This is a genomic window from Brevibacterium sp. CSND-B09 (assembly GCF_052906525.1).
In genome coordinates this window covers 3,988,233-4,010,862 of the sequence record NZ_JBREGI010000001.1, presented here as the reverse complement: position 1 = coordinate 4,010,862, position 22,630 = coordinate 3,988,233, and the positions used below count along the sequence as shown (strand labels likewise).

Below are 22,630 nucleotides of genomic sequence, written 5' to 3'. Positions count from 1 at the left end.
GATGGACGGGATACTCCCTTTCGCCAGCACACCAGTATAAACACGCGAGCATCACTCGCGCGTCACCGGTGCGGATCAGGCGTGCCCGGCCTCCTTCATCTGGCGCAGCTCCTGCTTGAGGTCGGCGAGCTCGTCGCGCAGTCGTGCGGCGAGTTCGAACTGCAGCTCCGCGGCGGCCGAATGCATCTGCGAGGTCAGCGATTCGATGAGTTCGGTGAGGTCGGCCGCCGGCGGGCGCAGCGAACCGGGTTTGCCGGCGGCTTCCCTCTGTTCGTCGGTCAGGGTCGAGTTGTAGCCGTGCTTGCCCTTGCCGTAGTCGAATTCGGTGAGCAGCTCTCGAGTGTCCTCGTCCTCACGCTGCAGTCGTTCGGTGATGTCGGCGATCCGCTTGACCAGCGGGGCAGGATCGATTCCGTGCTCTTCGTTGTAGGCGATCTGGATGGCGCGCCTGCGGTCGGTCTCGTCGATGGCGGTGCGCATCGAATCCGTGATCGTATCGGCGTACATGTGCACCTGGCCGTTGAGGTTACGTGCGGCACGACCGATCGTCTGGATGAGCGATGTCGACGACCGGAGGAAGCCTTCCTTGTCGGCATCGAGGATCGCCACCAGCGAGACCTCGGGAAGGTCGAGACCCTCACGCAGGAGGTTGATGCCGACCAGCACATCGAATTCGCCCGCACGCAGCTCTGTGAGCAGCTCCACACGTCGCAGAGTGTCGACATCGGAATGGAGGTACTGGACCCGGATATCGTGTTCGAGCAGGTAGTCGGTGAGATCTTCGGCCATCTTCTTCGTCAGCGTCGTCACGAGCACACGTTCGTTCGCGTCGACTCGGGTCTTGATCTCGTCGAGGAGATCATCGATCTGCCCCTTCGTCGGCTTGACCTTGATCTCGGGGTCGACGAGTCCGGTGGGGCGGATGATCTGCTGGACGTACCCGTTGGCGTTGCCGAGTTCGAAGTTGCCGGGTGTGGCCGACAGATACACGCTCTGTCCCACGCGCTCCCGGAACTCGTCGAACTTCAGCGGCCGGTTGTCCATGGCACTGGGCAGGCGGAATCCGTGTTCGACGAGGGTGCGCTTGCGCGACATATCGCCTTCGTACATTCCGCCGATCTGCGGGACCGTGACATGGGACTCGTCGATGACGAGCAGGAAGTCCTCGGGGAAGTAGTCGAGCAGGCAGTTCGGTGCCGAACCGGGATCGCGGCCGTCGATGTGCCGGGAGTAGTTCTCGATGCCGGAGGTGAAACCCATCGACTCCATCATCTCGAGGTCATAGGTCGTGCGCATCTTCAGCCGTTGGGCTTCCAGCAGCTTGTTCTGCGATTCGAACTCGCTCAGCCGCTTCTGCAGTTCGTCCTCGATGCCGCTGATCGCGGTGGCCATCCGGTTCTCACCGGCGACGTAGTGGCTGGCCGGGAACACGTGGATGGTATCCTCGTCGCGGACGATCTCGCCCGTCAGCGGGTGGAGGGTCTGCAGCGATTCGATCTCGTCGCCGAAGAATTCGATCCGCAGCGCGAGCTCCTCGTACTGCGGGATGATCTCGACGGTGTCTCCTCGCACGCGAAAGGTCCCGCGGGTGAAAGCCATATCGTTGCGGGCGTACTGCATCGACACGAAGCGTTTGAGCAGTTCGTCCCGATCGCATTCGTCGCCCTTGTGAAGGGTGACCATCCGGTCGACGTATTCCTCAGGAGTGCCGAGACCGTAGATGCACGACACCGTCGAGACCACGACGACGTCGCGTCTGGTCAGCAGCGAGTTCGTGGCCGAGTGCCGGAGACGTTCGACTTCGTCGTTGATCGAGGAGTCCTTCTCGATGAACGTGTCCGTCTGCGGCACATAGGCTTCCGGCTGGTAGTAGTCGTAGTAGGAGACGAAGTACTCGACCGCGTTGTTGGGCAGCAGCTGTCGGAACTCGTTCGCCAGCTGCGCGGCGAGAGTCTTGTTCGGCGCCATGATCAGGGTCGGTCTCTGCACCTGCTCGATGAGCCATGCCGTCGTCGCCGACTTGCCTGTGCCGGTGGCACCGAGGAGGACGATGTCCCGCTCTCCCGCGTCGAGCCGGTCGGAGATCTCTCGGATCGCCGTCGGCTGGTCACCGGAGGGAGAGTACTCGGAGACGACCTCGAACGGCGCCACCTCGCGGGTGACGTCGGGGCGGTGGCCGATCGCTGGCAGGGGGCGTTCTGAGCTCATAGTCCAACCCTAGCCCCCGCCCCTGACATTGGGCAGACCGGAGTCGGAACGACAGCCTCGGCGAAGTGCCTACCGACATGTGTCAGCGTGTCAGTCGAAGCTGTCGGGCACCAGTCGGCGGCGCATCTGCAGGAAGTACGGTTCCTTCGATTCCGCATATGTTCGCATCATCCGCCCGTTCGTCCCGCCCGCAGCCTTGGCTTCGGCCAAACGGTCTCTCTTCAACTCGAGGTAACGGTCCCGCTCCCCCGTGTCTGCGATGAGCAGGTCACGGAACGCGCGGGCGAAGCGCACACCGACCGAGTCCGCGGTGCGCACATGCAGATTGACGGCGCGGCCCGGGTCCGTGTTCGCGTGGAACCATTTCCCTTCGGTCGACTCTTCGCCGAGGTGGTCGCTCATCTCGGCTCCCGGGTAACCGAGTTCGGCCAGTCGGGGTGCCAGCTCCCTGGCGGCGGTGAGATCGGGGACGAGGAGCTGAAGATCGATGACGTCCTTGGCGGGCAGTCCCGGCACAGAGGTGGAGCCGATATGTTCGATGGCGAACTCCTCGCCCGTGCCGTGTCGCAGCTTCCTGATCGCTCTCTGCGCGTCACCGATCCAGTCGGCATCCGCGGGATCGACGAGTTCGAGGGCTGCCTTCGGTGCCCGCTGCCCGGACGCGAGATTGGCGGAGAAGGGCCGGATCCGCGATTCGATGAGCCGGGCGACCGCGGCCTTCGTCTCTTCGACGGGACCGGAGTTGTCGATGATGACATCGCAGGCTGCTCGGCGGGTGTCGTCATCGGCTTGGCGGGAGATCCGTGCGGCGGCGTCGTCGCGGTCCATTCCGCGGGAGTCCATGAGCCGCTGCAGGCGCACCTCGGCGGGCACGTCGACGAGGAGATTGAGGTGGTAGGCCGGTGTCATGTCGTTCTCGACGAGCAGCGGGACGTCGTGGACGACGATCTCGGCGTCGGCGTACATGGCGAAGTGTTCGGCGGTGCGGTCGCGGATCGCCGGATGCATGAGGCCGTTGAGCCGTGCTGTGTGCTCGGAATCGACGAAGGCTGCCGCGGCCAGTGCCGGCCGGTCGAGCGAACCGTCGGAGTGCAGCACCTGCGGCCCGAAGGCCTCGGCCAGCTTCTCGAGCAGCGGCTGCCCGGGTTCGACGATTTCGCGGGCGATCCTGTCGGCGTCGACGAGCACTGCCCCGTGTTCGACGAGCATTGCGGACACCGTTGACTTTCCGGCGCCGATTCCGCCGGTGAGACCGATTCTCAGCATGGGATCATCCTACTGATCCAGTCGGTAGACCCGCACTCCCTCATCGGCGAAGATCGGATCTCCGACGGCGGCATCGAGGAATGCTGCATAGTCTCCGTCGCCTCCCGGCAGGAGCGGAGCTTCGGGGGCGAGGACGATGAAGTCGACCCCGGTCTCCCTCAGTTTGGCGATCGCCGAGGCGACTTCCGGGCTGTCCGCGTCCGGCATGGGCTCCCCGTCGAAGACGGAGCCGTGCAGGAGTTCGTCGAGGGCATCTTCGGGGGCGGAATAGGTCACCGGCGATTCCAGGCTCGAACCGATGAAGTAGCCGCCGGTCTCGCGGTAGCGGAATCCGCTGACCGACTGCCACACCATGGCTTCGTCGGCGTGGGGCTCAGCCCATGCGAGGGGGCGGGGGAAGGTTTTGACGACGGATCCGGCGGGGATCACCTCGGCGATGGAGTGCTCGTAGAAGTCCGGAACTGTCACCTCATGGGCGGTCTGCGGAGCGGGGAGGATGGCCACGGCGGCGAGGACGAACAGGATGAGGAGGGCGCGGGCGCGAAGCAGCTTCCGGTGGCTCAGCGCCCACTGGAGGCCGATTCCGAGCACGGCGAAGAGCGCGATCGTCGAGTGGAGGACGAGCCGCATGGGCAGGATGTTGTTGAGTACGGGGATGGCTTCGATGAGCGCGAACGGACCGGTCGCGAGGGCGATTCGGCCGCCGAGGAGGATCGGTGAGCCGAGTGCCAGCAGGCCGACGAGGATGCCGGTTGCCGCGGCGATGCGCACCGGCACCGCGTGTGCGGACCGGTGGGCGAGGCCGAGAACGATGAGCACAGCCGCCGCCAGAGCTGGTGCGCCGACGTAGGCGCCGAGTTCGGCGGGGTCGATCTCCATGATTCGGGGCAGAGGAGACACTCCGGAACTCAGCCAGGCCGGGGCTGCGGGCAGGATCGGGTCGAGCAGGTCGGTGTTCCATACTCCGTGTGGGCGGATGGCGCCCTGTGGGGCGTTCGGTCCGGACATGGTCACCAGCAGCGGGATCGCACACAGCATGGCGATACAGCCGGCGACTGCGGAACCGAGACCGTGGACGACCCATGACCGAGCGCGGTAGAGGCGGCGTCCGAAGACGGCGAGGCTGGCCAGGAAGCAGAGTGCGGCGAGGAAGGTTCCGGCCAGAACTTCGGTGGAGACGTAGAACTGGAAGCCGAGGAGGAGCCCGAACCCTCCTCCGAGCAGCCACAGGCGACGGCTGCGCAGCAGAGAACGGCCGGGATCCACCTGTGTCGCGCGGCCGAGGTCGAGGAGAGCGAGGATCGCCCAGGCGGTCAGGGGCGGGGTGACGATATAGGCGAGGTTCGGGTGGCCGCCGAGCTGGGCGATGACATAGCTGGAGAAGCCGACTCCGGCAGCGGCGATGAAAGCGGGCAGGCGGTCGAGGAAGCGGCGGAAGAGCACAGCTGTGGCCAGGCTGCCGAGCACCGGGAAGGCGAGGATGAGGAGGTTGTAGCTCACGATGGGGCCGGCCACCCACGTCACGGGAGCGAGCAGGATCGCAAACCCTGCGAGCGAGGTGTTCCAGGCTCCGTTGACTCCCCCGCCGAGGGCGTTCATCGATTCCGTGTACAACAGGCCGCCGGTTTCCCCTGGTCCGAATCCGAGGATGTCTGCGAGAACCTGCGCGCCGTGCCCGAGCCACCAGATGAACAGTGAGGTGTCGTCGTTGGAGGCGACGACGCTGCCGCCGGGGTCCGCGGCGACGGAGCCGAAGACGGTCAGGCTGCCGACACAGAGGATGAGGGTGTACCACAGCCACGGGCGCAGGCGTGCCCGAGCCGTGGGGGCATACAGAAAGGGCTCCCGGCCTTCCGACCGGGAGCCCTTCTGGTGGCTGCTATCAGCTGCCTGCAAGCTTCTCACGCAGGGCTGCGAGAGCTTCGTCGCTGGCCAGGGTGCCCTCGTCGCTCGCCTCTTCGGAGGAGAACGATCCGGTGGCCGGAGCGGCTTCGGCAGATCCGACGGCATCGGCTGCGGAGGCCTCGGCATCCGCTGCGATGGCCTTGGCGACCTGCTTCTTGTGCTCTTCCCAGCGTTCCTGAGCGGCGGCGTACTGCTGCTCCCAGGTCTCGCGCTGAGCCTCGTAGCCCTCGACCCATTCGTTGGTCTCGGGGTCGAAGCCCTCGGGGTACTTGTAGTTGCCGTCCTCGTCGTACTCCTGCGGCATGCCGTACAGAGCGGGGTCGAGGAACTCTTCGGCCTCGGGGTCGACGCCTTCGTTCGCCTGCTTCAGCGACAGCGAGATGCGGCGGCGTTCGAGGTCGATGTCGATGACCTTGACGTAGATGGTCTCGTCGACCGAGACGACCTGCTCGGGCAGATCCACGTGGCGCACGGCCAGCTCGGAGATGTGGACGAGGCCTTCGATGCCGTCTTCGACGCGCACGAATGCACCGAACGGAACGAGCTTGGTGACCTTGCCCGGCACGATCTGTCCGATGACGTGCGTGCGAGCGAAGTGCTGCCAAGGATCTTCCTGGGTGGCCTTGAGCGACAGCGAAACGCGCTCACGGTCCATGTCGACGTCGAGAACCTCGACGGTGACTTCGTCGCCCACGGTGACGACCTCACCCGGGTGATCGATGTGCTTCCAGGACAGTTCGGAGACGTGGACGAGTCCGTCGACACCACCGAGGTCGACGAACGCACCGAAGTTGACGATGGAGGACACGACACCAGGACGGACCTGGCCCTTCTGCAGGGTCTGCAGGAAGTCGTGACGGACGGCCGACTGGGTCTGCTCGAGCCAGGCACGGCGCGACAGGACCACGTTGTTGCGGTTCTTGTCGAGCTCGATGATCTTGGCTTCGACCTGCTGGCCGATGTAGGGGGCGAGGTCGCGGACGCGGCGCATCTCGACGAGGGACGCGGGCAGGAAGCCGCGCAGTCCGATGTCGACGATCAGGCCGCCCTTGACGACCTCGATGACGGTGCCGGTGACAACGCCGTCGTCTTCCTTGATCTTCTCGATGTCGCCCCAGGCACGCTCGTACTGAGCGCGCTTCTTCGACAGCATGAGACGACCCTCTTTGTCTTCCTTCTGAAGAACGAGGGCTTCGATTTCGTCCCCGACCTCGACGACTTCGCCGGGATCGACATCGTGCTTGATGGAAAGCTCACGTGCGAGGATGACGCCTTCCGTCTTGTATCCGATGTCGACGAGGACTTCGTCACGGTCGACCTTGACGACTTCGCCCTCAACGATGTCGCCATCGTTGAAGTACTTGATGGTCTCATCGACGGCGGCGAGGAAATCCTCAGCGGTTCCGATGTCGTTGACAGCGACCTGCTTCGGCTGCACCGATTCCGGCGTGGTGGTGGTCATATAGGTAGGGACTCCGATGGAATATTGGTCCAGATCCGGTACCCTGGCGGCAGGTCGTGTAAGTTGCCGCAAGAACCGAATCCGGTCTCGATTGCGAATTTGGACTTGTATGCACAGGCGCATACGGTTGTCAATGCTAGCACCTTTTCGGGTGTGAATGCACGCCGAAGAGACGAATCATCACCACCTGGGGCCACGGAGGAACCATGAGCGAAGGAACTGACGGAGCCGAGGTCATCAGCGGTGGCTATCTCCCGATCGACGAAGAGGCTTCCGTCCGGGCCAATCGCAGCTATTGGGACAACTCGGCCGAGGAGTATCTCGCCGAACACGGCACGTTCCTCGGGGCTTCGGATTTCATCTGGTGTCCGGAAGGAATTCACGAATCCGATGTGCGCCTCCTCGGCGATGTCGACCGGAAGCAGGTTCTCGAGGTCGGCTGCGGTGCCGGTCAGTGCTCCCGGTGGCTGGCCGAGCAGGGCGCGATCACCACAGGTGTCGACGTCTCCGCCGGAATGCTCGAGCAGGCCTCGCGTCTGCAGCGCGAACATCCCCTGAGCGCCGAGGCGACTCCCCCGACGTTCCTCCTCGCCGATGCCCGACAGTTGCCGTTCGCATCGAACAGCTTCGATCGCGCGTTCTCCTCCTACGGTGCCCTGCCCTTCGTCAAGGATGCCGAGGTCGTCTTCGCCGAGGTGGCCCGAGTGCTGCGCAACGGCGGACAGTGGGTCTTCTCGACGACTCACCCGATGCGGTGGATGTTCCCCGATGTTCCGGGTGAGGCCGGCCTGACGGTTGAGTACTCGTACTTCGATCGCACTCCGTACGTCGAGCTGTCCTCGGACGGTCAGCCGGTCTACGCCGAGCATCACCGGACGATGAGCGATTGGGTCCGTCTCCTCGTCGAAGCCGGCTTCACGCTCGATTCGGTGACCGAACCCGAATGGCCCGAGGAGAATCGGACCGCTTGGGGCGGCTGGTCACCGCTGCGCGGTGCGCTCATGCCCGGTACCGCGATCTTCTCCACCACCCTGACCAAGGACTGACGGGGCCGGAACGGGGACGATCCTCAGCCGAGGACTGTGAAGTCCTCGGCCAGTCCCCCGCGCCCGGTCAGCCCGGCGAGCACTGAACTTCCTTTCCCGCTCTGCATCGCCAGCCCCGCTGCGATCGCCAATGATTCCCGAAGCGCGGCCTCCGGAACAAGTGGTTCGGCACCGAGTGTCGTGGCGATGTCGATGCCGTGGACGACGAGCTCGAAGGTCCGTGTGCGCCTCCCCCGAGGCGACGCCGCGTTCACGGACGACATCATCGACTCCCGGCTGGGACAGGACCGCGCAACTCACCCGTCGCGCTCTCGTTCAAGCGCTAGCGCGGATGTCGTGTGGTACACGGCGCGCAAACTGCGGGGACGCTTGAACGAGCGTGGGCGAGACCGTTTTCTGCGCTTGCGCTTGAACGAGTTCGACGGGACAGCGGGCAGCAGCTCAGTGGGCGGCGGCGTGCCAGGAGCGTCCGGTGCCGACGTTGACGTCCAGAGGCACATCGAGTTCGAACGCCGACCCCATCTCCTCCGTGACGATCGTCTTCACCTCATCGATCTCTTCCGGACGGACGTCGACGATGATCTCGTCATGGACCTGCAGCAGCATCGGCGAGCGGAGACCGTCCAGACGGGCGGCCACCTTGAGCATGGCGATCTTCATGATGTCGGCTGCCGAACCCTGGATCGGAGCGTTGAGTGCGGCGCGTTCGGCCATGTCCCGCAGCTGCCGACGGTCGCTGTGCAGCGCCGGCAGATAACGACGACGGCCCATGATGGTCTCCGTGAACCCCTTGGCGCGAGCCTGCTCGACGATGTCGTCGAGGTAGTCCTTGACTGCACCGAAGCGTTCGAAGTACTGGTCCATCAGCCCCTTGGCTTCATCGACGCCGATCGCAAGCTGCCGGGAAAGGCCGTAGGCGGAGAGCCCGTACACCAGCCCGTAGGACATGGCCTTGACCTTCGAGCGCATCTCGGAGTCAACCTCGTCGATGCCGACTCCGAAGACCTTCGAGCCGACATAGGAGTGGAGATCCTCGCCATCCTTGAACGCCTGGATGAGCGCGGCATCGCCGGACAGATGAGCCATGATCCGCATTTCGATCTGCGAGTAGTCGGCGGTGAGCAGAGTCCCCTCAGCCACCTCGGGGTCGGCGATGAAGATGTCTCGGATGCGGCGGCCTGATTCGGTCCGCACCGGAATGTTCTGCAGGTTCGGGTCCAGGGACGAAAGCCGTCCGGTGGCGGCCACGGTCTGCTGGTAGGTGGTGTGGATGCGGCCGTCGTCGGCAACAGTCTTGAGCAGTCCGACGACGGTCTGCTTGAGCTTCGTCGAATCCCGGTAGGCCAGCAGGTGTTGGAGGAAGGGGTGTTCGGTCTTGACGAACAGTTCGGCCAGGGCGTCGGCATCGGTCGTATAGCCGGTCTTCGTCCGCTTGGTCTTGGGCATATCGAGTTCGTCGAAGAGCACGGTCTGCAGCTGTTTGGGAGAACCGAGGTTCACCTCGTGGCCGATCGCCTCATAGGCCTCGCCCGCGCTGGCTTCGGCCTGTTTCGTGAATTCGTCGATGAGGTTCGACAGTCCGGTCTCGTCGACCGCGATCCCGGTCGCTTCCATGCGCGCGAGCACGGGCACGAGCGGCAGTTCGATCTCGCGATAGACCTGCGTCATGTTCGCGTCCTCGACGGCCTTCGCGAGCACCTCGTGGACCTCGAGCAGGGCGGCGGCGCGTTGGCCGTGCGTGGTCACCGCGGCATCGGAGTCGAGGTCGAGGGCGAGCTGTCCGGAATCGGCCTCGGGTTCGCTGAGATCGATTCCGGCGCGGTCGGCGGCGATCTGACCGAGTTCGTAGGACCGGGCATCGGGAACGAGGAGATAGGCGGCCAGGGCCGTGTCCCCGGCGATATCCGTCACGGACAGTCCCATCGACTCCCACGCTTTGATCTGCAGCTTCGAGCTGTGGAGGATGAGCGAATGCCCGCCCAGGGCGGAACCGAGCGCGCCGACGGCCTTCTGCCCCGCCTCGGCGAGGTCGACGACCCAGGCCCGGCCGGGTTCGGCGGAGACCGCCAGGGTCCGTGCCTGACCGTGGCCGAGCTCGAAGGAGGCGTCGGAATCGAGCGCCAGCACATCGTGGTCGGCGATCTTCGTCAGCAGAGTGTCGATGTCGACGGTCTCGATGGTCGTCTCGCGTGTCGGTGCCGGCTCGGACTCGGCTCCGGCCTCGGGGAAGATCGCGGCCAGACGCTTGCCGAGGGCCTGGAACTCAAGCTGGTCGAACAGGCTCGACAGCTCGGCCGGGTCGCCTTCGCCCCAGGCCAGATCGTCGAACTCCAGTCCCAAGTCGACGTCGTCGAGGAGGCGGTTGAGTCGGTAGTTCCGCTCCACCTCGCTGATATGGTCGCGCAGCTTCTCACCGACCTTGCCGCCGATCTTGTCGGCGTTGTCCAACACCCCGGGCAGATCTCCGTGTGCGGTGAGCCATTTCGCGGCGGTCTTGTCACCGACTCCGGGCACACCGGGCAGATTGTCGGCCTTCTCACCGACGAGCGCGGCCAGCCCCCGGTAGTTCGCGGGGCTCACCCCGTACTTCTCCTCGACCGCGGCCGGCGTCATCCGGTTGAGGTCGCTGACTCCGCGTTTCGGGTAGAGGATCGTCACCCGGTCGGAGGCGAGCTGGAACGAATCCTTGTCTCCGCTCATCACCTCGACGAACGAGCCGGCATCCGTGCCCATCTTCGCCATCGTCGCCAGAGCGTCATCGGCCTCGAAGCCCTCCTTCGTCACCACCCGGATGCCCATCGCCGTGACGATGTCCTTGATGAGGTCGATCTGCGGGTGGAACTCGGGCGGAGTCTTCGCCCGTCCGGCCTTGTACTCAGGGTATTCCTCGAGGCGGAACGTCTGGCGTCCGAGGTCGAAGGCCACGGCCACATGGCTGGGCTCTTCGTCGCGGAGGACGTTGATGAGCATGGAGATGAAGCCGTAGATGGCGTTCGTCGTCTGGCCGGTGCTGGTGGAGAAGTTCTCGACCGGCAGGGCGTGGAATGCCCGGTAGGCCAGGGAGTGTCCGTCGATGAGCAGGAGGGATTCGTTTGAGTGACTCACATGGCATAGCCTAGCGTTCGAAGCTGACTTGAAGGAGAACCGATGCTGCGTCCCGACGTGTCCCTGACCGCTCACACCTCCCCTGAGGAGATCGACACGCTGCTCGGACAGCTGCGCACAACGGGGTCCGGGGGTGAGCTGGCCGAGAGGATGGGAATCGAGTTCGTCGAGCTCGCTCACGATCATGTCGTGGCCACCGCTCCGGTCGTCGGCAATCGGCAGCCGATGGGTCTCTTCCACGGAGGCGGCCACGTCGTTCTCGCCGAATCCCTGGCGTCGATGCATTCGTATCTGCTCTCCGGCGGTAAGAACGTCGTCGGGGTCGATCTCAACGCCACTCACCTGCGTGCCGCGCGAGAGGGCGTGGTGACCGGTCGCGCCGAGGTGCTCCACCAGGGACGCACGATCGTCTCCCATGAGGTCAAGATGACCGACGAGGCGGGGCGCCTGCTCTCGATCGTGCGGATCACGAATATGATCCTGAAGACCGAGCCGAAGGGCTGAGGCACAGCGCCGCCTCGGCGAAAGTCCACAGCGAAAGCCGAAAGTCCACAGCGAAAGCAGAGGGCCGGCGAATCCATCTCGGGATTCGCCGGCCCTCTCGGGTTCCGGGTCCGGACCGTGACCGGTCCGGGAGGTGATTACTTCTTCGTGCCGATCTGCTTGAGCACGGTCTCAGCGACCTCGCGCATCGTCAGGCGACGGTCCATCGACGTCTTCTGGATCCAGCGGAAGGCTTCGGGCTCGCTCAGACCCATGGAGGTCTGCAGCAGGCTCTTGGCGCGCTCGACGAGCTTGCGGGTCTCGAAGCGTTCGGTGAGATCGGAGATCTCGGACTCGAGCGAGCTGATCTCGGCATGACGCGAGAGCGCGATCTCCAGGGCCGGGATGAGGTCGGCCGAGGTGAACGGCTTGACGACATAGGCCATGGCACCCGCATCGCGGGCCCGCTCGACGAGCTCCTTCTGCGAGAAGGCGGTGAGCAGCACGACCGGCGCGATGCGAGCCCTGGCGATGCGCTCGGCGGCGGAGATTCCGTCGAGGATGGGCATCTTGATGTCCATGACGACGAGGTCCGGGCGCAGCTCCTCAGCCAGGCGGATGGCGGATTCGCCGTCCGCCGCCTCACCGACGACGTCATAGCCGACCTCGCGGAGCATTTCTACGATATCGAGACGAATCACGGCCTCGTCTTCGGCCACGACTACGCGGCGGACCGGCACGGACTCATCTGAAGTTGATTCTTCGCTGTTTGAAAGCACGGCACCAGTCTAGACCAGGCGCTCAGCGTCATGGCCAGCGGACCCGGAAGTTTATTCTGTGAGGGTGGCCACGGGCGGTGACGGTGGCCACCGGAGGGCATCCTCGGCGGGTGGCGATTGTGCAATCGGTCCGCGCGCGCAGTAGAATCGTCCCCGTTGCACAGGCGGTCCTGACAGGACAGCTCGTGACGCGCCGGATTGGCGGAATCGGTAGACGCGGTGCACTCAAAATGCATTGTCGAAAGACGTGCGGGTTCGAGTCCCGCATCCGGTACAGACGAAGGCACTGTCGAACGTGATGTCGACAGTGCCTTCTGCGTTTCCCCGGGAGCCGATGGGCGACCGAAGATCAGCGGCCTGCGCGCAGGTCGAGGGAGTACAGCAGCGTGTCGTATCGCTTCTCCCCCACCGCCACGAAGTCCGGGAGTCGTCCGTATCGGGTGAAGCCGAGGGATTCATAAAGGCCGATGGCGGCCGCATTGTCTCCGCGCAGGTCGAGAGTGACCACTTCCGTGCCGTGATGACGTGCCGCCCGAATGAGCGCCTCCATCAGCTTCCTGCCCGCGCCCTGACCTTGAGCGTCCGGGGCGACGGCCACCTTTTCGATGTCGACATGGGGGCGGAACGTCGGGCGAGCGTACCGATTCCAGTACGCGAAGCCGGTGACCACGGTTCCGGTGCGAGCGATTGCCGCAGCGGAATTTCCGGTGTCAGTGCCCGCGGCCAGGCTGCCGATGAGATCCGCGATCTCTTCGGCAGGCGGAGCTGAGACCCAGCCGAGCGCGGCACCTGCATCGACGAGGCGGCCGAGCAGCGATGTCACCTGCAGGACATCGTGCTCGGCCACCCCCTCGGCGGGGAGGAGATCAACTCTGACTGCGGGCGTCCTCGGTGCGGGTCTCGTCGACATCTGCGTCCTCCTCGGTCGGAACGTAGCCGTTGATGCGCGGGGCATCGTAGCGTTCGACGTCCAGGATCTCATGCCGCTTGGCCACGACGGCCGGGACGAGCGCCTGACCGGAGACGTTGAGCGCGGTGCGGCCCATGTCCACGATCGGCTCGATGGCCAGCAGGAGTCCGACGCCCTCGAGGGGCAGACCCAGGGTCGACAGGGTCAGGGTGAGCATCACGGTCGCACCTGTCGTGCCGGCAGTTGCGGCCGAGCCGATGACGGCGACGAAGATGATGAGCAGGTACTGGATGAGGGAGAGATCGATGCCGAAGAACTGGGCGACGAACACGGCGGCGATGGCCGGATAGATCGCAGCGCAGCCGTCCATCTTCGTCGTCGCACCGAAGGGCACGGCGAAGGCGGCGTAGGAGTGGGGCACCCCGAAGTTGTCGGTGGCGACCTTCTGCGTCACGGGCATGGTGCCGATCGACGACCGGGAGACGAAGCCCATCTGAGTGGCCGGCCAGACTCCGGAGAAGTACTGGCGCACCGACAGCCCGTTGGCGCGAGCCAGGGCCGGATAGACGATGAAGAAGACGATCGCGAGGCCGATGTAGACGGCGACGACGAACCACAGCAGCGAACCCATCGTCGACCAGCCGTAGGAGTTCACTGCGTTGCCGATGAGGCCGAGCGTGCCGATCGGGGCGATGCGCACGATCCACCAGACGACCTTCTGGACCACGGCCAGGGCCGCCTCGGTGAACTGGAGGAACGGCTCTGCGGCCTTGCCGACCTTGACCGCGGCGATGCCGATGGCGCCGGAGACGATGATGAGCTGGAGGATGTTGAAGTTGACCTCGGAGGTCATGGCTCCGGCGTCATCGGGTGCGGTGGCCACCTCGAGTCCGAGGAAGTTCACCGGGATCAGTCCGGTGAGGAAGCCCAGCCAGCTGCCCTGGGAGTCGGGTGCACCGGCGTTGAGCGAAGCGGCATCGGCGTGGGCGCCGGGCTGCATGACGATGCCGATGATGAGACCGAGGACGACGGCGATGAGAGCGGTGAGGGCGAACCACAGCAGGGTCGACATCGCCAGCCTGGCGGCGTTGGTGACCTTGCGCAGGTTGCCGATGCTCGCGATGATCGCGGTGATGACCAGTGGGACGACGGCGGCCTTGAGCAGTGTGACATACGACGAGCCGATGGTGTCCAGGGTCTGGCCGAGCCAGTTGTCAGCGGTGTCGCTGACCGGTCCCCATGAGCGGGCGATGAGCCCGAGGATGACACCGGCGACGAGTGCGATGGTCACCTGCACTCCGAAGGACTTGCTCCACGCGGGCAGTCTCATTGAATTCCTCTCCTAGCGGGTCCTCCCCTGACAGATCCGCAGGGAGGATTAGGCAACAGAGAGCACAACTGTTGAGCAATCGGCAAAATTCCCGGGCCACCTGTGATCTGTCTCGCAGTTTGGAATCGGTCCACGCGCGGCCCCGGACACAGAGACGCCGGCGGCGCCCGCCCCGTGATCATGGGGCAGGCGCCGCCGGCGTTTGAGCCTCGTAGCGGTCAGTGGCGGGGAGAGTGGCCCTCGCGCACGATCGGCACTTCACGGGTGATCGGCGCTTCGGCCACGACTCCGTATCCGGCCAGCGGGTCCTCCTCGGAATCCGAGGCATCCTGATAGGCGGCCGTCACACCCTTGGCGGCATCACCGATGGTATGGATGCGCAGGGCGTTCGTCGAACCGGGGATCCCGGGAGGCGAACCGGCCACGAGGATGCTCTGATCGCCTTCGCGGGCGGTGCCGTCCGCGAGCAGAACTGCGTCGACCTGACGCGCCATCTGGTCGGTGTGACGCACGGTCTTCACGAGGTACGGGCGCACTCCCCAGGTCAGCGCCAACTGGTGGCGGACCTGCGGGTCGGGCGTGAAGCCGAGGATGGGCCAGGCCGGGCGCAGCCGCGACATGCGCCGCACGGAGTCGCCGGTCTGTGAGAAGGTGCACAGGAGGTCGATATCGAGCTGCTCAGCAATCTGCACGGCGGCGGCGGTGACGGCTCCGCCCTTCGTGTGCGGGACTGTGCCCAGTGCCGGGATCCGCTCGAGACCGTGCTCTTCGGTGGAGCCGATGATCCGGCTCATCGTCCGGATCGCCTCGACCCAGTGCGCACCGACCGAGGTCTCACCGGAGAGCATGAGCGCATCGGCGCCGTCGAGGACGGCGTTCGCGCAGTCGCTGGCCTCGGCGCGGGTGGGCCGCGGCGCATCGATCATCGTCTCGAGCATCTGCGTGGCAACGATGACGGGCTTGGCCTGCTGGCGGGCGATCTCAACGGCCCGCTTCTGCACGATCGGCACCTGTTCGAGCGGCAGTTCGACGCCGAGGTCGCCGCGGGCGACCATGATTCCGTCGAAGGCATCGATGACCTCATCGAGCTGGTCGACGGCCTGCGGCTTCTCGAGCTTGGCGATGACCGGAGCCGTGATGCCGACCTCGTCCATGACCGCGCGCACATCGTTCATGTCCTCGGGACTGCGGACGAAGGACAGGGCCACCCAGTCGAAGCCGAGCTGAAGCCCCCATTTGAGATCGTCGACGTCCTTCTCCGACAGGGCGGGGACGGAGACCGGGACGCCGGGGAGGTTGATGCCCTTGTGGTTGGAGATGGTTCCGCCGATCTCGACCTCGGTGACCACATCGGTGTCGGTCACCTCGGTGGCGCGCAGGCGCAGGCGCCCGTCGTCGATGAGCAGCGGATCGCCCACGGAGACGTCTTCGGCCAGGGTCGGCAGGGTCGTGGATACGAGCTCTGCGGTACCGGGGACGTCACGGCTGGTGATGGTGAAGGTGGCCCCTTCGACGAGCTCTTCCTTCCCGTTGGCGAAGGTGCCCACGCGGATCTTCGGACCCTGCAGGTCCAACAGGACGGCGACGGGGCGTCCGGTGTCGAGGGCCGCCTGGCGGACCCAGGCGAACTTCTCTTCGTGCTCTTCTCGTTTTCCGTGGCTCAGATTGAATCGGGCGACATCGACGCCCTCATCGACGAGCTCGCGGATCTCTTCATAGGAGTTCTGGTTCGGACCTAAAGTTGCGACTATCTTTGCACGCCTCATACGCTCCACCCTACCTAAAGTCTCAGCGGGCGGTTTCCACCGCTCTACGCTGGTCACGGGCGGTGAGAGTGCGGCACTTCGCTGTGCCGCCCCACCGCCCATTCTCAATCTCTGACATGCATTATCTTAGCATTTGAACCCTTCGTCGGTGGGCCGCACGGGTGCCGGCAGTCGCGTCGACCCGGTCAGGAACCGGTCGACTTCCGCGGCCGCGGCACGGCCTTCCGCAATGGCCCAGACGATGAGCGACTGTCCGCGTCCGGCATCGCCGGCGACGAAGACTCCCGGCTGCGCCGCATAGTCCTCAGCCCGGTCGAATGCCCCACCTGCACCGGCTTCGAGATCGATCTGCGCGGTCTCCGGTCCGCTGAATCCCAGTGCCAGCAGCACGAGATCGGCGGGGATGACGTGCTCGGTGCCCGGTGTCGGGATGCGGCGGCCGTCGGCGAACTGCGTCTGTGCGACTTCGATTCCGCTCACCTTGCCCGAGTCGTCTCCGACGAACCGTGTCGTCGAGGCCAGATACCGCCTGGTTCCGCCCTCCTCGTGTGAGGATTGGACCTCGAAGATCCGCGGCACCGTCGGCCACGGCGAGTCGGCATCGCGGTCGACCGGCGGCTGGGCGCCGATGGCCAGGGTCGTCACCGAGGCGGCTCCCTGGCGCAGAGCCGTGCCCAGGCAGTCCGCTCCGGTGTCGCCGCCGCCGATGATGACGACGTGCTTGCCGGCCGCGTCGATGAACGGTGCCGAGTCTGCCGCCGAGGCCGCGTCGAACGCCTGTGCCCGGTTGGACGGTACGAGGTAGTCCATCGCGAATTCGATTCCGTCCAGTCCGCGCCCGGAAAGCTCCATATCGCGCGGCACGGTGGCTCCGGTCGCCACCAGCACCGCGTCGAAGCGAGTCTGCAGTGCGGCGAAGTCGATGTCGCGGCCGATCTCGACTCCGGTTTCGAACCGAGTGCCTTCGGCACGCATCTGGGTCAGGCGGCGGTCGATATGGTGCTTCTCGAGTTTGAAGTCCGGGATGCCGTAGCGCAGCAGTCCGCCGAGGCGGTCCTCGCGTTCGAAGACGACGACCGTGTGCCCGGCTCGGGTCAGCTGCTGAGCGGCGGCGAGTCCGGCCGGTCCGGAGCCGATGACGGCGACGGTGTGCCCGGTGATCCGGTCGGGGACGACGGGGGTGATGAGTCCGGCGGCGAATCCGTCGTCGACGATGGAGACTTCGACCTGTTTGATCGTCACTGCGGGTTGGTTGATGCCGAGCACGCAGGCGTTCTCACACGGTGCCGGGCAGGCCCGGCCGGTGAATTCGGGGAAGTTGTTCGTCGCGTGGAGCAGTTCCACGGCGCGGGAGAGCTCCCCGCGATACATGGCGTCGTTGAACTCCGGAATGAGGTTGCCCAGCGGACATCCTTGGTGGCAGAAGGGCACTCCGCAGTCCATGCAGCGAGAAGCCTGTCGGCGCAGCTGTGCCGGATCACCCTTTTCGTAGACCTCGGAGTAGTCCATGAGCCGGATCGGCACGGGCCTGCGGGCAGGGAGTTCGCGTTCGGTGGTGGTGAGGAATCCTCGCGGATCAGCCATGTGCGGCCTCCAGAATGGTCTGCCAGGTGTTCTCGGAATCGGCGGTTTCGCCGCTGTTCTCGAGCTCTTCCTGGATGTCTTTGATTCGCGCATAGGCGACGGGAATGATCTTGGTGAAACGGGACAGGATGTCCTGCCCGCGGTCGAGTCCGGCCAGCAGTTCGCCGGCCAGCGGAGAACCGGTCGCCGCGACATGGTCGCTCAGCAGTCTCTGCAGGATCGGCACATCGGAGTCGCCGATGCCGCCGAATCTGAAGACGCCCGCGGCTCGTTCCTTCGGGTTGAGTCGACTGGGGTTGAAGTCGAGGACGAAGGCCGTGCCTCCGGACATTCCGGCCGCGAAGTTGCGTCCGGTGGGTCCGAGGATGACCGCCACTCCCCCGGTCATGTATTCGAGTCCGTGGTCTCCGATGCCTTCGACGACGGCTTCGACGCCCGAGTTGCGCACGAGGAATCTCTCGCCGACCGTACCGGACAGGAATATCGACCCGGACGTCGCACCGTAGCCGATGACGTTGCCGGCGATGACGTTGTGCTCCGGTCGGGTGGAGTTCTCCGGGCGAGGCGCGACGCTGATCGTGCCGCCCGACAGTCCCTTCCCGACGTAGTCATTGGCGTCGCCGCGCAGATCGATGCTCACACCGCGCGGCATGAAGGCGCCCAGGGACTGACCGGCCGTGCCGTTCAGGGACACCCGCACGGTTCCCGAGGGCAGCCCGTCCGCGCCGTGGGCCTGAGTCACTCGGTGGCCCAACAGGGTGCCGACCGACCGGTCCGTATTCTCCACCTCGGCGTTCAGGTGCACCGGGGAACCGGCAGCGACAGCCGCTCCCGCCTGCTCCAGCAGTCGAACGTCGAGTTCACCCGCGAAGTCACGCGGTGTGCGCGTCTGGCTCACCCTCGCCGAGGCGGGAGCGCCGTCGAGATCGGTCGGAACCGTCAGGATCGGGGTCAGGTCGAGATCCAGTCCCGAGGCGGCCGCCCGATCTGCGTCGATGCGCAGACGTTCGACGGCGCCGATCGCCTCGTCGAGGCTGCGCAGTCCCAGCTGTGCGAGGTAGCCGCGGACCTCCTCGGCGATGAAGGTGAAGAAGTTCACGACATGGTCGGCCTGACCGTGGAACCGTTCGCGCAGCTTCGGGTTCTGCGTGGCCACGCCGACCGGGCAGGTGTCCTGGTGGCAGACCCGCATCATGATGCATCCGGAGACGACGAGGGCGGTGGTGGCGAAGCCGAATTCCTCGGCCCCGAGCAGGGCGGCGATGATGACGTCGCGACCGGTCTTCAGCTGCCCGTCGACCTGGACGCTGATCCGCTCGCGCAGACCGTTGAGCACAAGGGTCTGCTGGGCTTCTGCCAGTCCGAGCTCCCACGGGGTTCCGGCGTGTTTGAGCGAGTTGAGCGGGCTGGCACCCGTGCCCCCGTCATGGCCGGAGATGAGCACGACATCGGCTCCGGCCTTCGCCACTCCGGCGGCCACCGTGCCGACTCCGATTCCGGAGACGAGTTTGACGTGGACGCGGGCAGCCGCATTGGCCCGACCGAGGTCGTGGATGAGCTGAGCGAGGTCTTCGATGGAATAGATGTCGTGATGCGGAGGCGGCGAGATGAGACCGACTCCGGGAGTGGCGTGGCGGGTCTTCGCGATCCACGGGTACACCTTCTCCCCCGGCAGCTGACCGCCTTCGCCGGGTTTGGCACCTTGGGCCATCTTGATCTGCAGGTCGTCGGCGGCGGTGAGGTAGTGGCTGGTGACGCCGAACCGACCGGAGGCGATCTGCTTGATCGCCGACCGACGCTCCGGGTCGAGCAGGCGCTCGGTGTCCTCGCCGCCCTCGCCCGTATTCGACTTTCCGCCGATCCGGTTCATCGCGATCGCCAGCGTCTCGTGCGCTTCGGCCGACAGCGAGCCGTAGCTCATGGCCCCGGTGGAGAACCGGCGCATGATGGCTTCGGCGGGTTCGACCTCGGAGATGTCGATCGGACCCGATTCGGTCGGGACCAGGTCGAAGAGCCCGCGCAGAGTCATCAGCTCGGCGGACTGTTCGTCGACGGCACGCGTGTACTGCCGGAAGATGTCAAAACGACCGGTGGCCGTCGAGTGCTGCAGTTTGAAGATCGTCTCCGGGTTGAACAGGTGCCCCGGGCCTTCCCTCCGCCACTGGAATTCTCCGCCGACGAGCAGGTTCCGGTGAGCCGGACGCGGATGGTCCTCACGATAGGCGTCGGCGTGCCGCGCCGTCGTCTCGGCCGCGATGTCGTCCAGCGTCTTACCGCCGAGCTGATGGGGGGTCGAGGTGAAGTGCTTTTCGATGACCGAATCCGCCAGTCCGAGAGCCTCGAAGGTCTGCGCCCCGTGGTAGGACTGGACGGTCGAGATGCCCATCTTCGACATGATCTTCAGCAGGCCCTTGTTCAGCGCCGTGAGCACATTGGCCACGGCCGCCTCGGCACTGATGCCTCGGATCCGTTCGGACGTGACAAGATCCTCGGCCGATTCCATGAGCAGATACGGGTTGACCGCCGAGGCGCCGAAGGACACGAGCGTGGCCGCATGGTGGACCTCGCGAACATCTCCGGCCTCGACGATGATGCTCACCTGCGTGCGGCTGCGCTCGCGGACGAGGTGGTGGTGCAGGGCGGAGGTGAGAAGCAGCGACGGGATCGGCGCGTATTCCGAGTTCGACTCCCGGTCCGTGAGGATGAGGAACACTGCGCCCTCGGCGACCGCGGCGCTCGCCTCCGCGCAGAGATCGGCGAGGCGAGAAGCCATCGCGTCCTCACCGGCGCCGACAGGGTACAGCCCCGACAGCGTCACCGAGGGGCGGGTGATTCCCTCGCCGAGGTGGCTGCCGGACAGGTGCGCGATCGCCGTGAGCTCGTCGTTGTCGATCACCGGCCGCTCGAGCAGGATATGGGCGGAGTCCGGCCCGGTGGAGCACAGCAGGTTGCCTTCGCGGCCGATTCCGGCCGACATGCTCGTGACGATGTCCTCGCGGATGGAGTCCAGCGGCGGGTTCGTCACTTGGGCGAAGTTCTGGTGGAAGTGGTCGAAGAGCAGCCGGGGGCGGGTGCTCAGCGCCGCGATCGCGGTGTCGCTGCCCATCGCGCCCAGCGGCTCGGCCCCGGTTTCGGCCATCGGGGCGATGAGCACACGCAGCTCTTCCTCCGTGTATCCGAAGGTCCGCTGTCGTCTCCGAACCGAGGCGCCGGGGTGGCTGACGTGGACTCGGGTGGGCAGTTCAGCCAGTCGGGTGGCCGAGGCGTCGACCCATTCCCGGTAGGGATGTTCGGTGGCGAGGCTGTTCTTGATCTCCGTGTCGGAGATGATGCGTCCGGCCTCCACATCGACGAGGAACATCCTGCCGGGGGTCAGTCGTCCGCGGGCGGTGACTTCGGCTTCGGGCAGGTCGACGACTCCGGCTTCGCTGGCGAGCACGACGGTGTCCTCGGTCATGATGTACCGGGCCGGGCGCAGGCCGTTGCGGTCGAGCACGGCTCCGGCGAGTCGGCCGTCGGTGAAGGCGACGCAGGCCGGCCCGTCCCAGGGCTCCATGAGCAGCGAGTGGTATTCGTAGAAGGCCCGCCGCTCCTCGGACATGGCCGGGTTGTTCTCCCAGGCTTCGGGAATCATCATCAGCATGGCCTGCGGCAGCGACCGGCCGGAGGCGACCATGAGTTCGAGGACCGAGTTGAAAGAGGCGGAGTCCGAGGCTCCGGCAGGAATGATCGGGAAGATCCGCTCGAGTCCCTTGGACGTCCCTGCGACCGGAGATTCGAGGAGGTCGCTGGCCAGGGCGGATTCGCGTGCCTGCATCCAGTTCCGGTTGCCGCGCACCGTGTTGATCTCGCCGTTGTGGGCGATCGTGCCGAACGGCTGTGCCAGCTGCCAGGAGGGAAAGGTGTTCGTGGAGAACCGGGAGTGGACGAGAGCGATCGCCGAGGTGAGGCGTTCGTCACCGAGTTCGGTGAAGAAGCGGTCGAGCTGGGCGGTGGAGAGCATTCCTTTGAACGTCAGCGTCGTCGGCGACAGCGACGGGAAGTAGAGGCCGGCGTTGTCGAGTCGCTTCCGCACGATGAACGCCCGGCGAGCGAGATCGTTCTCATCACGGGCCGGATGGTTCTCATCACAGCCGAAGAACACGTAGCGCATGGCCGGCATGGTCTCGGCGGCGATCCGACCGAGCACTCCGGGGTCGACGGCCGCGGATTCCACGTGGAGGACCTGCAGTCCTTCTTCCGCGGCGATCCTGGACACGAGTGCGTCCTGGTCGACGCCTGCGGCGTCGACGCTGAAATCGGGCTGCGTCTCCTTGGTCAGCGGAGCGGTGGCGGCGTTGAGATCGGCGGCGTAGTCCTGAGCGAAGAAGCCGATGCCCATGGCATAGCTGCCCGGCGCCGGAAGAGAGATTCCGGATTCGCCGAGAACGGCGGCGAAATAGTCGTGCGGGATCTGGATGGTCAGTCCGGCACCGTCTCCGGTCCCATCGTCGGAACCGATTCCGCCGCGGTGTTCGAGCCTGCGCAGAGCGTCGAGGGCCTGCGTGATGACCGTGTGGTCGGCTCCGCCCCTGTAACGGGCGATGAGGGCCAGACCGCAGTTGTCGTGTTCGAGCGCCGGATCGTAGAGCCCGATGCGGCCAGGTGGGGCCGTGGTCTTGGGGGTCGACTGAGCGCTGTGGTTCATATACTGCCTTCTCGGTGTTGAGTGCTTCCCGAAAAGACGGCGCTGTCCTCTGCGGTTTGGACGAGTCCGGAAAGGGTGTCCCCGGACCCGGCTGTGAGA

The 22,630-nt window shown here is 65.6% G+C and carries 14 protein-coding genes and 1 tRNA gene; 3 read left to right on the top strand and 12 right to left on the bottom strand.

Annotated features, from left to right (window positions below; translation table 11 throughout):
- Nucleotides 1-75: 75 nt before the first annotated feature.
- The 4 genes from uvrB to rpsA all read right to left on the bottom strand — a co-directional run bounded on the left by uvrB (nucleotide 76) and on the right by rpsA (nucleotide 6,841).
- Complete coding sequence (gene uvrB / locus ACU4IU_RS17860; RefSeq protein WP_446657496.1) at nucleotides 76-2,208, bottom strand: excinuclease ABC subunit UvrB; 2,133 nt, start codon at nucleotides 2,206-2,208, stop codon at nucleotides 76-78.
- Between the two features lie 90 nt (nucleotides 2,209-2,298).
- Nucleotides 2,299-3,474, bottom strand: a complete 1,176-nt coding sequence (gene coaE, locus ACU4IU_RS17855) for a dephospho-CoA kinase (RefSeq protein ID WP_446657495.1) — start codon at nucleotides 3,472-3,474, stop codon at nucleotides 2,299-2,301.
- Between the two features lie 9 nt (nucleotides 3,475-3,483).
- Nucleotides 3,484-5,379, bottom strand: a complete 1,896-nt coding sequence (locus ACU4IU_RS17850) for a hypothetical protein (RefSeq protein ID WP_446657494.1) — start codon at nucleotides 5,377-5,379, stop codon at nucleotides 3,484-3,486.
- The gene (gene rpsA, locus ACU4IU_RS17845; RefSeq protein ID WP_139467300.1) at nucleotides 5,357-6,841 is read right to left on the bottom strand and encodes a 30S ribosomal protein S1; all 1,485 of its coding nucleotides are present in this window, start codon (nucleotides 6,839-6,841) and stop codon (nucleotides 5,357-5,359) included. The genes ACU4IU_RS17850 and rpsA overlap by 23 nt, the downstream gene beginning before the upstream one ends.
- A gap of 206 nt (nucleotides 6,842-7,047) precedes the next feature.
- On the opposite strand from rpsA, the gene ACU4IU_RS17840 reads away from it, so the two are divergent.
- Nucleotides 7,048-7,887 (top strand): class I SAM-dependent methyltransferase, encoded by an 840-nt coding sequence (locus ACU4IU_RS17840; RefSeq protein WP_446657493.1) that lies wholly within the window; start codon nucleotides 7,048-7,050, stop codon nucleotides 7,885-7,887.
- 23 nt (nucleotides 7,888-7,910) lie between these two features.
- On the opposite strand, the gene ACU4IU_RS17835 is transcribed toward ACU4IU_RS17840, so the two are convergent.
- Both ACU4IU_RS17835 and polA read right to left on the bottom strand, forming a co-directional pair.
- Entirely contained in the window at nucleotides 7,911-8,150 is a 240-nt protein-coding gene (locus tag ACU4IU_RS17835) for a hypothetical protein (protein ID WP_446657492.1), read from the bottom strand.
- Nucleotides 8,151-8,328: 178 nt separating this feature from the next.
- Nucleotides 8,329-10,992, bottom strand: coding sequence for a DNA polymerase I (gene polA / locus ACU4IU_RS17830; RefSeq protein WP_446657491.1), 2,664 nt, complete (start codon nucleotides 10,990-10,992; stop codon nucleotides 8,329-8,331).
- Between the two features lie 42 nt (nucleotides 10,993-11,034).
- Here polA and ACU4IU_RS17825 point away from each other — a divergent pair, with 42 nt between their 5' ends.
- A complete protein-coding gene (locus tag ACU4IU_RS17825) occupies nucleotides 11,035-11,496 on the top strand; it encodes a PaaI family thioesterase (RefSeq protein WP_446657490.1) in 462 nt (153 codons plus the stop codon).
- Nucleotides 11,497-11,633: 137 nt separating this feature from the next.
- On the opposite strand, the gene ACU4IU_RS17820 is transcribed toward ACU4IU_RS17825, so the two are convergent.
- Nucleotides 11,634-12,254: an ANTAR domain-containing response regulator gene (locus tag ACU4IU_RS17820; RefSeq protein WP_373284070.1), complete on the bottom strand. Its 621-nt coding sequence runs from the start codon at nucleotides 12,252-12,254 to the stop codon at nucleotides 11,634-11,636.
- A gap of 192 nt (nucleotides 12,255-12,446) precedes the next feature.
- Here ACU4IU_RS17820 and ACU4IU_RS17815 point away from each other — a divergent pair.
- A tRNA-Leu gene (locus tag ACU4IU_RS17815) sits at nucleotides 12,447-12,528 on the top strand.
- Nucleotides 12,529-12,603: 75 nt separating this feature from the next.
- On the opposite strand, the gene ACU4IU_RS17810 is transcribed toward ACU4IU_RS17815, so the two are convergent.
- The 5 genes from ACU4IU_RS17810 to gltB form a co-directional block, all read right to left on the bottom strand.
- Nucleotides 12,604-13,164 carry an N-acetyltransferase family protein gene (locus ACU4IU_RS17810; RefSeq protein WP_446657489.1) on the bottom strand — a complete coding sequence of 187 codons (561 nt, stop codon included), beginning with the start codon at nucleotides 13,162-13,164 and terminating at the stop codon, nucleotides 12,604-12,606.
- Complete coding sequence (locus ACU4IU_RS17805; RefSeq protein WP_446657488.1) at nucleotides 13,121-14,494, bottom strand: dicarboxylate/amino acid:cation symporter; 1,374 nt, start codon at nucleotides 14,492-14,494, stop codon at nucleotides 13,121-13,123. Before ACU4IU_RS17805 ends, ACU4IU_RS17810 begins: the two co-directional genes overlap by 44 nt.
- Nucleotides 14,495-14,712: 218 nt before the next feature.
- The gene (pyk, locus tag ACU4IU_RS17800) at nucleotides 14,713-16,260 is read right to left on the bottom strand and encodes a pyruvate kinase (RefSeq protein WP_139467307.1); all 1,548 of its coding nucleotides are present in this window, start codon (nucleotides 16,258-16,260) and stop codon (nucleotides 14,713-14,715) included.
- Between the two features lie 126 nt (nucleotides 16,261-16,386).
- Complete coding sequence (locus ACU4IU_RS17795; protein ID WP_446657487.1) at nucleotides 16,387-17,844, bottom strand: glutamate synthase subunit beta; 1,458 nt, start codon at nucleotides 17,842-17,844, stop codon at nucleotides 16,387-16,389.
- The gene (gene gltB, locus ACU4IU_RS17790) at nucleotides 17,837-22,531 is read right to left on the bottom strand and encodes a glutamate synthase large subunit (protein WP_446657486.1); all 4,695 of its coding nucleotides are present in this window, start codon (nucleotides 22,529-22,531) and stop codon (nucleotides 17,837-17,839) included. The genes ACU4IU_RS17795 and gltB overlap by 8 nt, the downstream gene beginning before the upstream one ends.
- Nucleotides 22,532-22,630 lie beyond the last annotated feature (99 nt).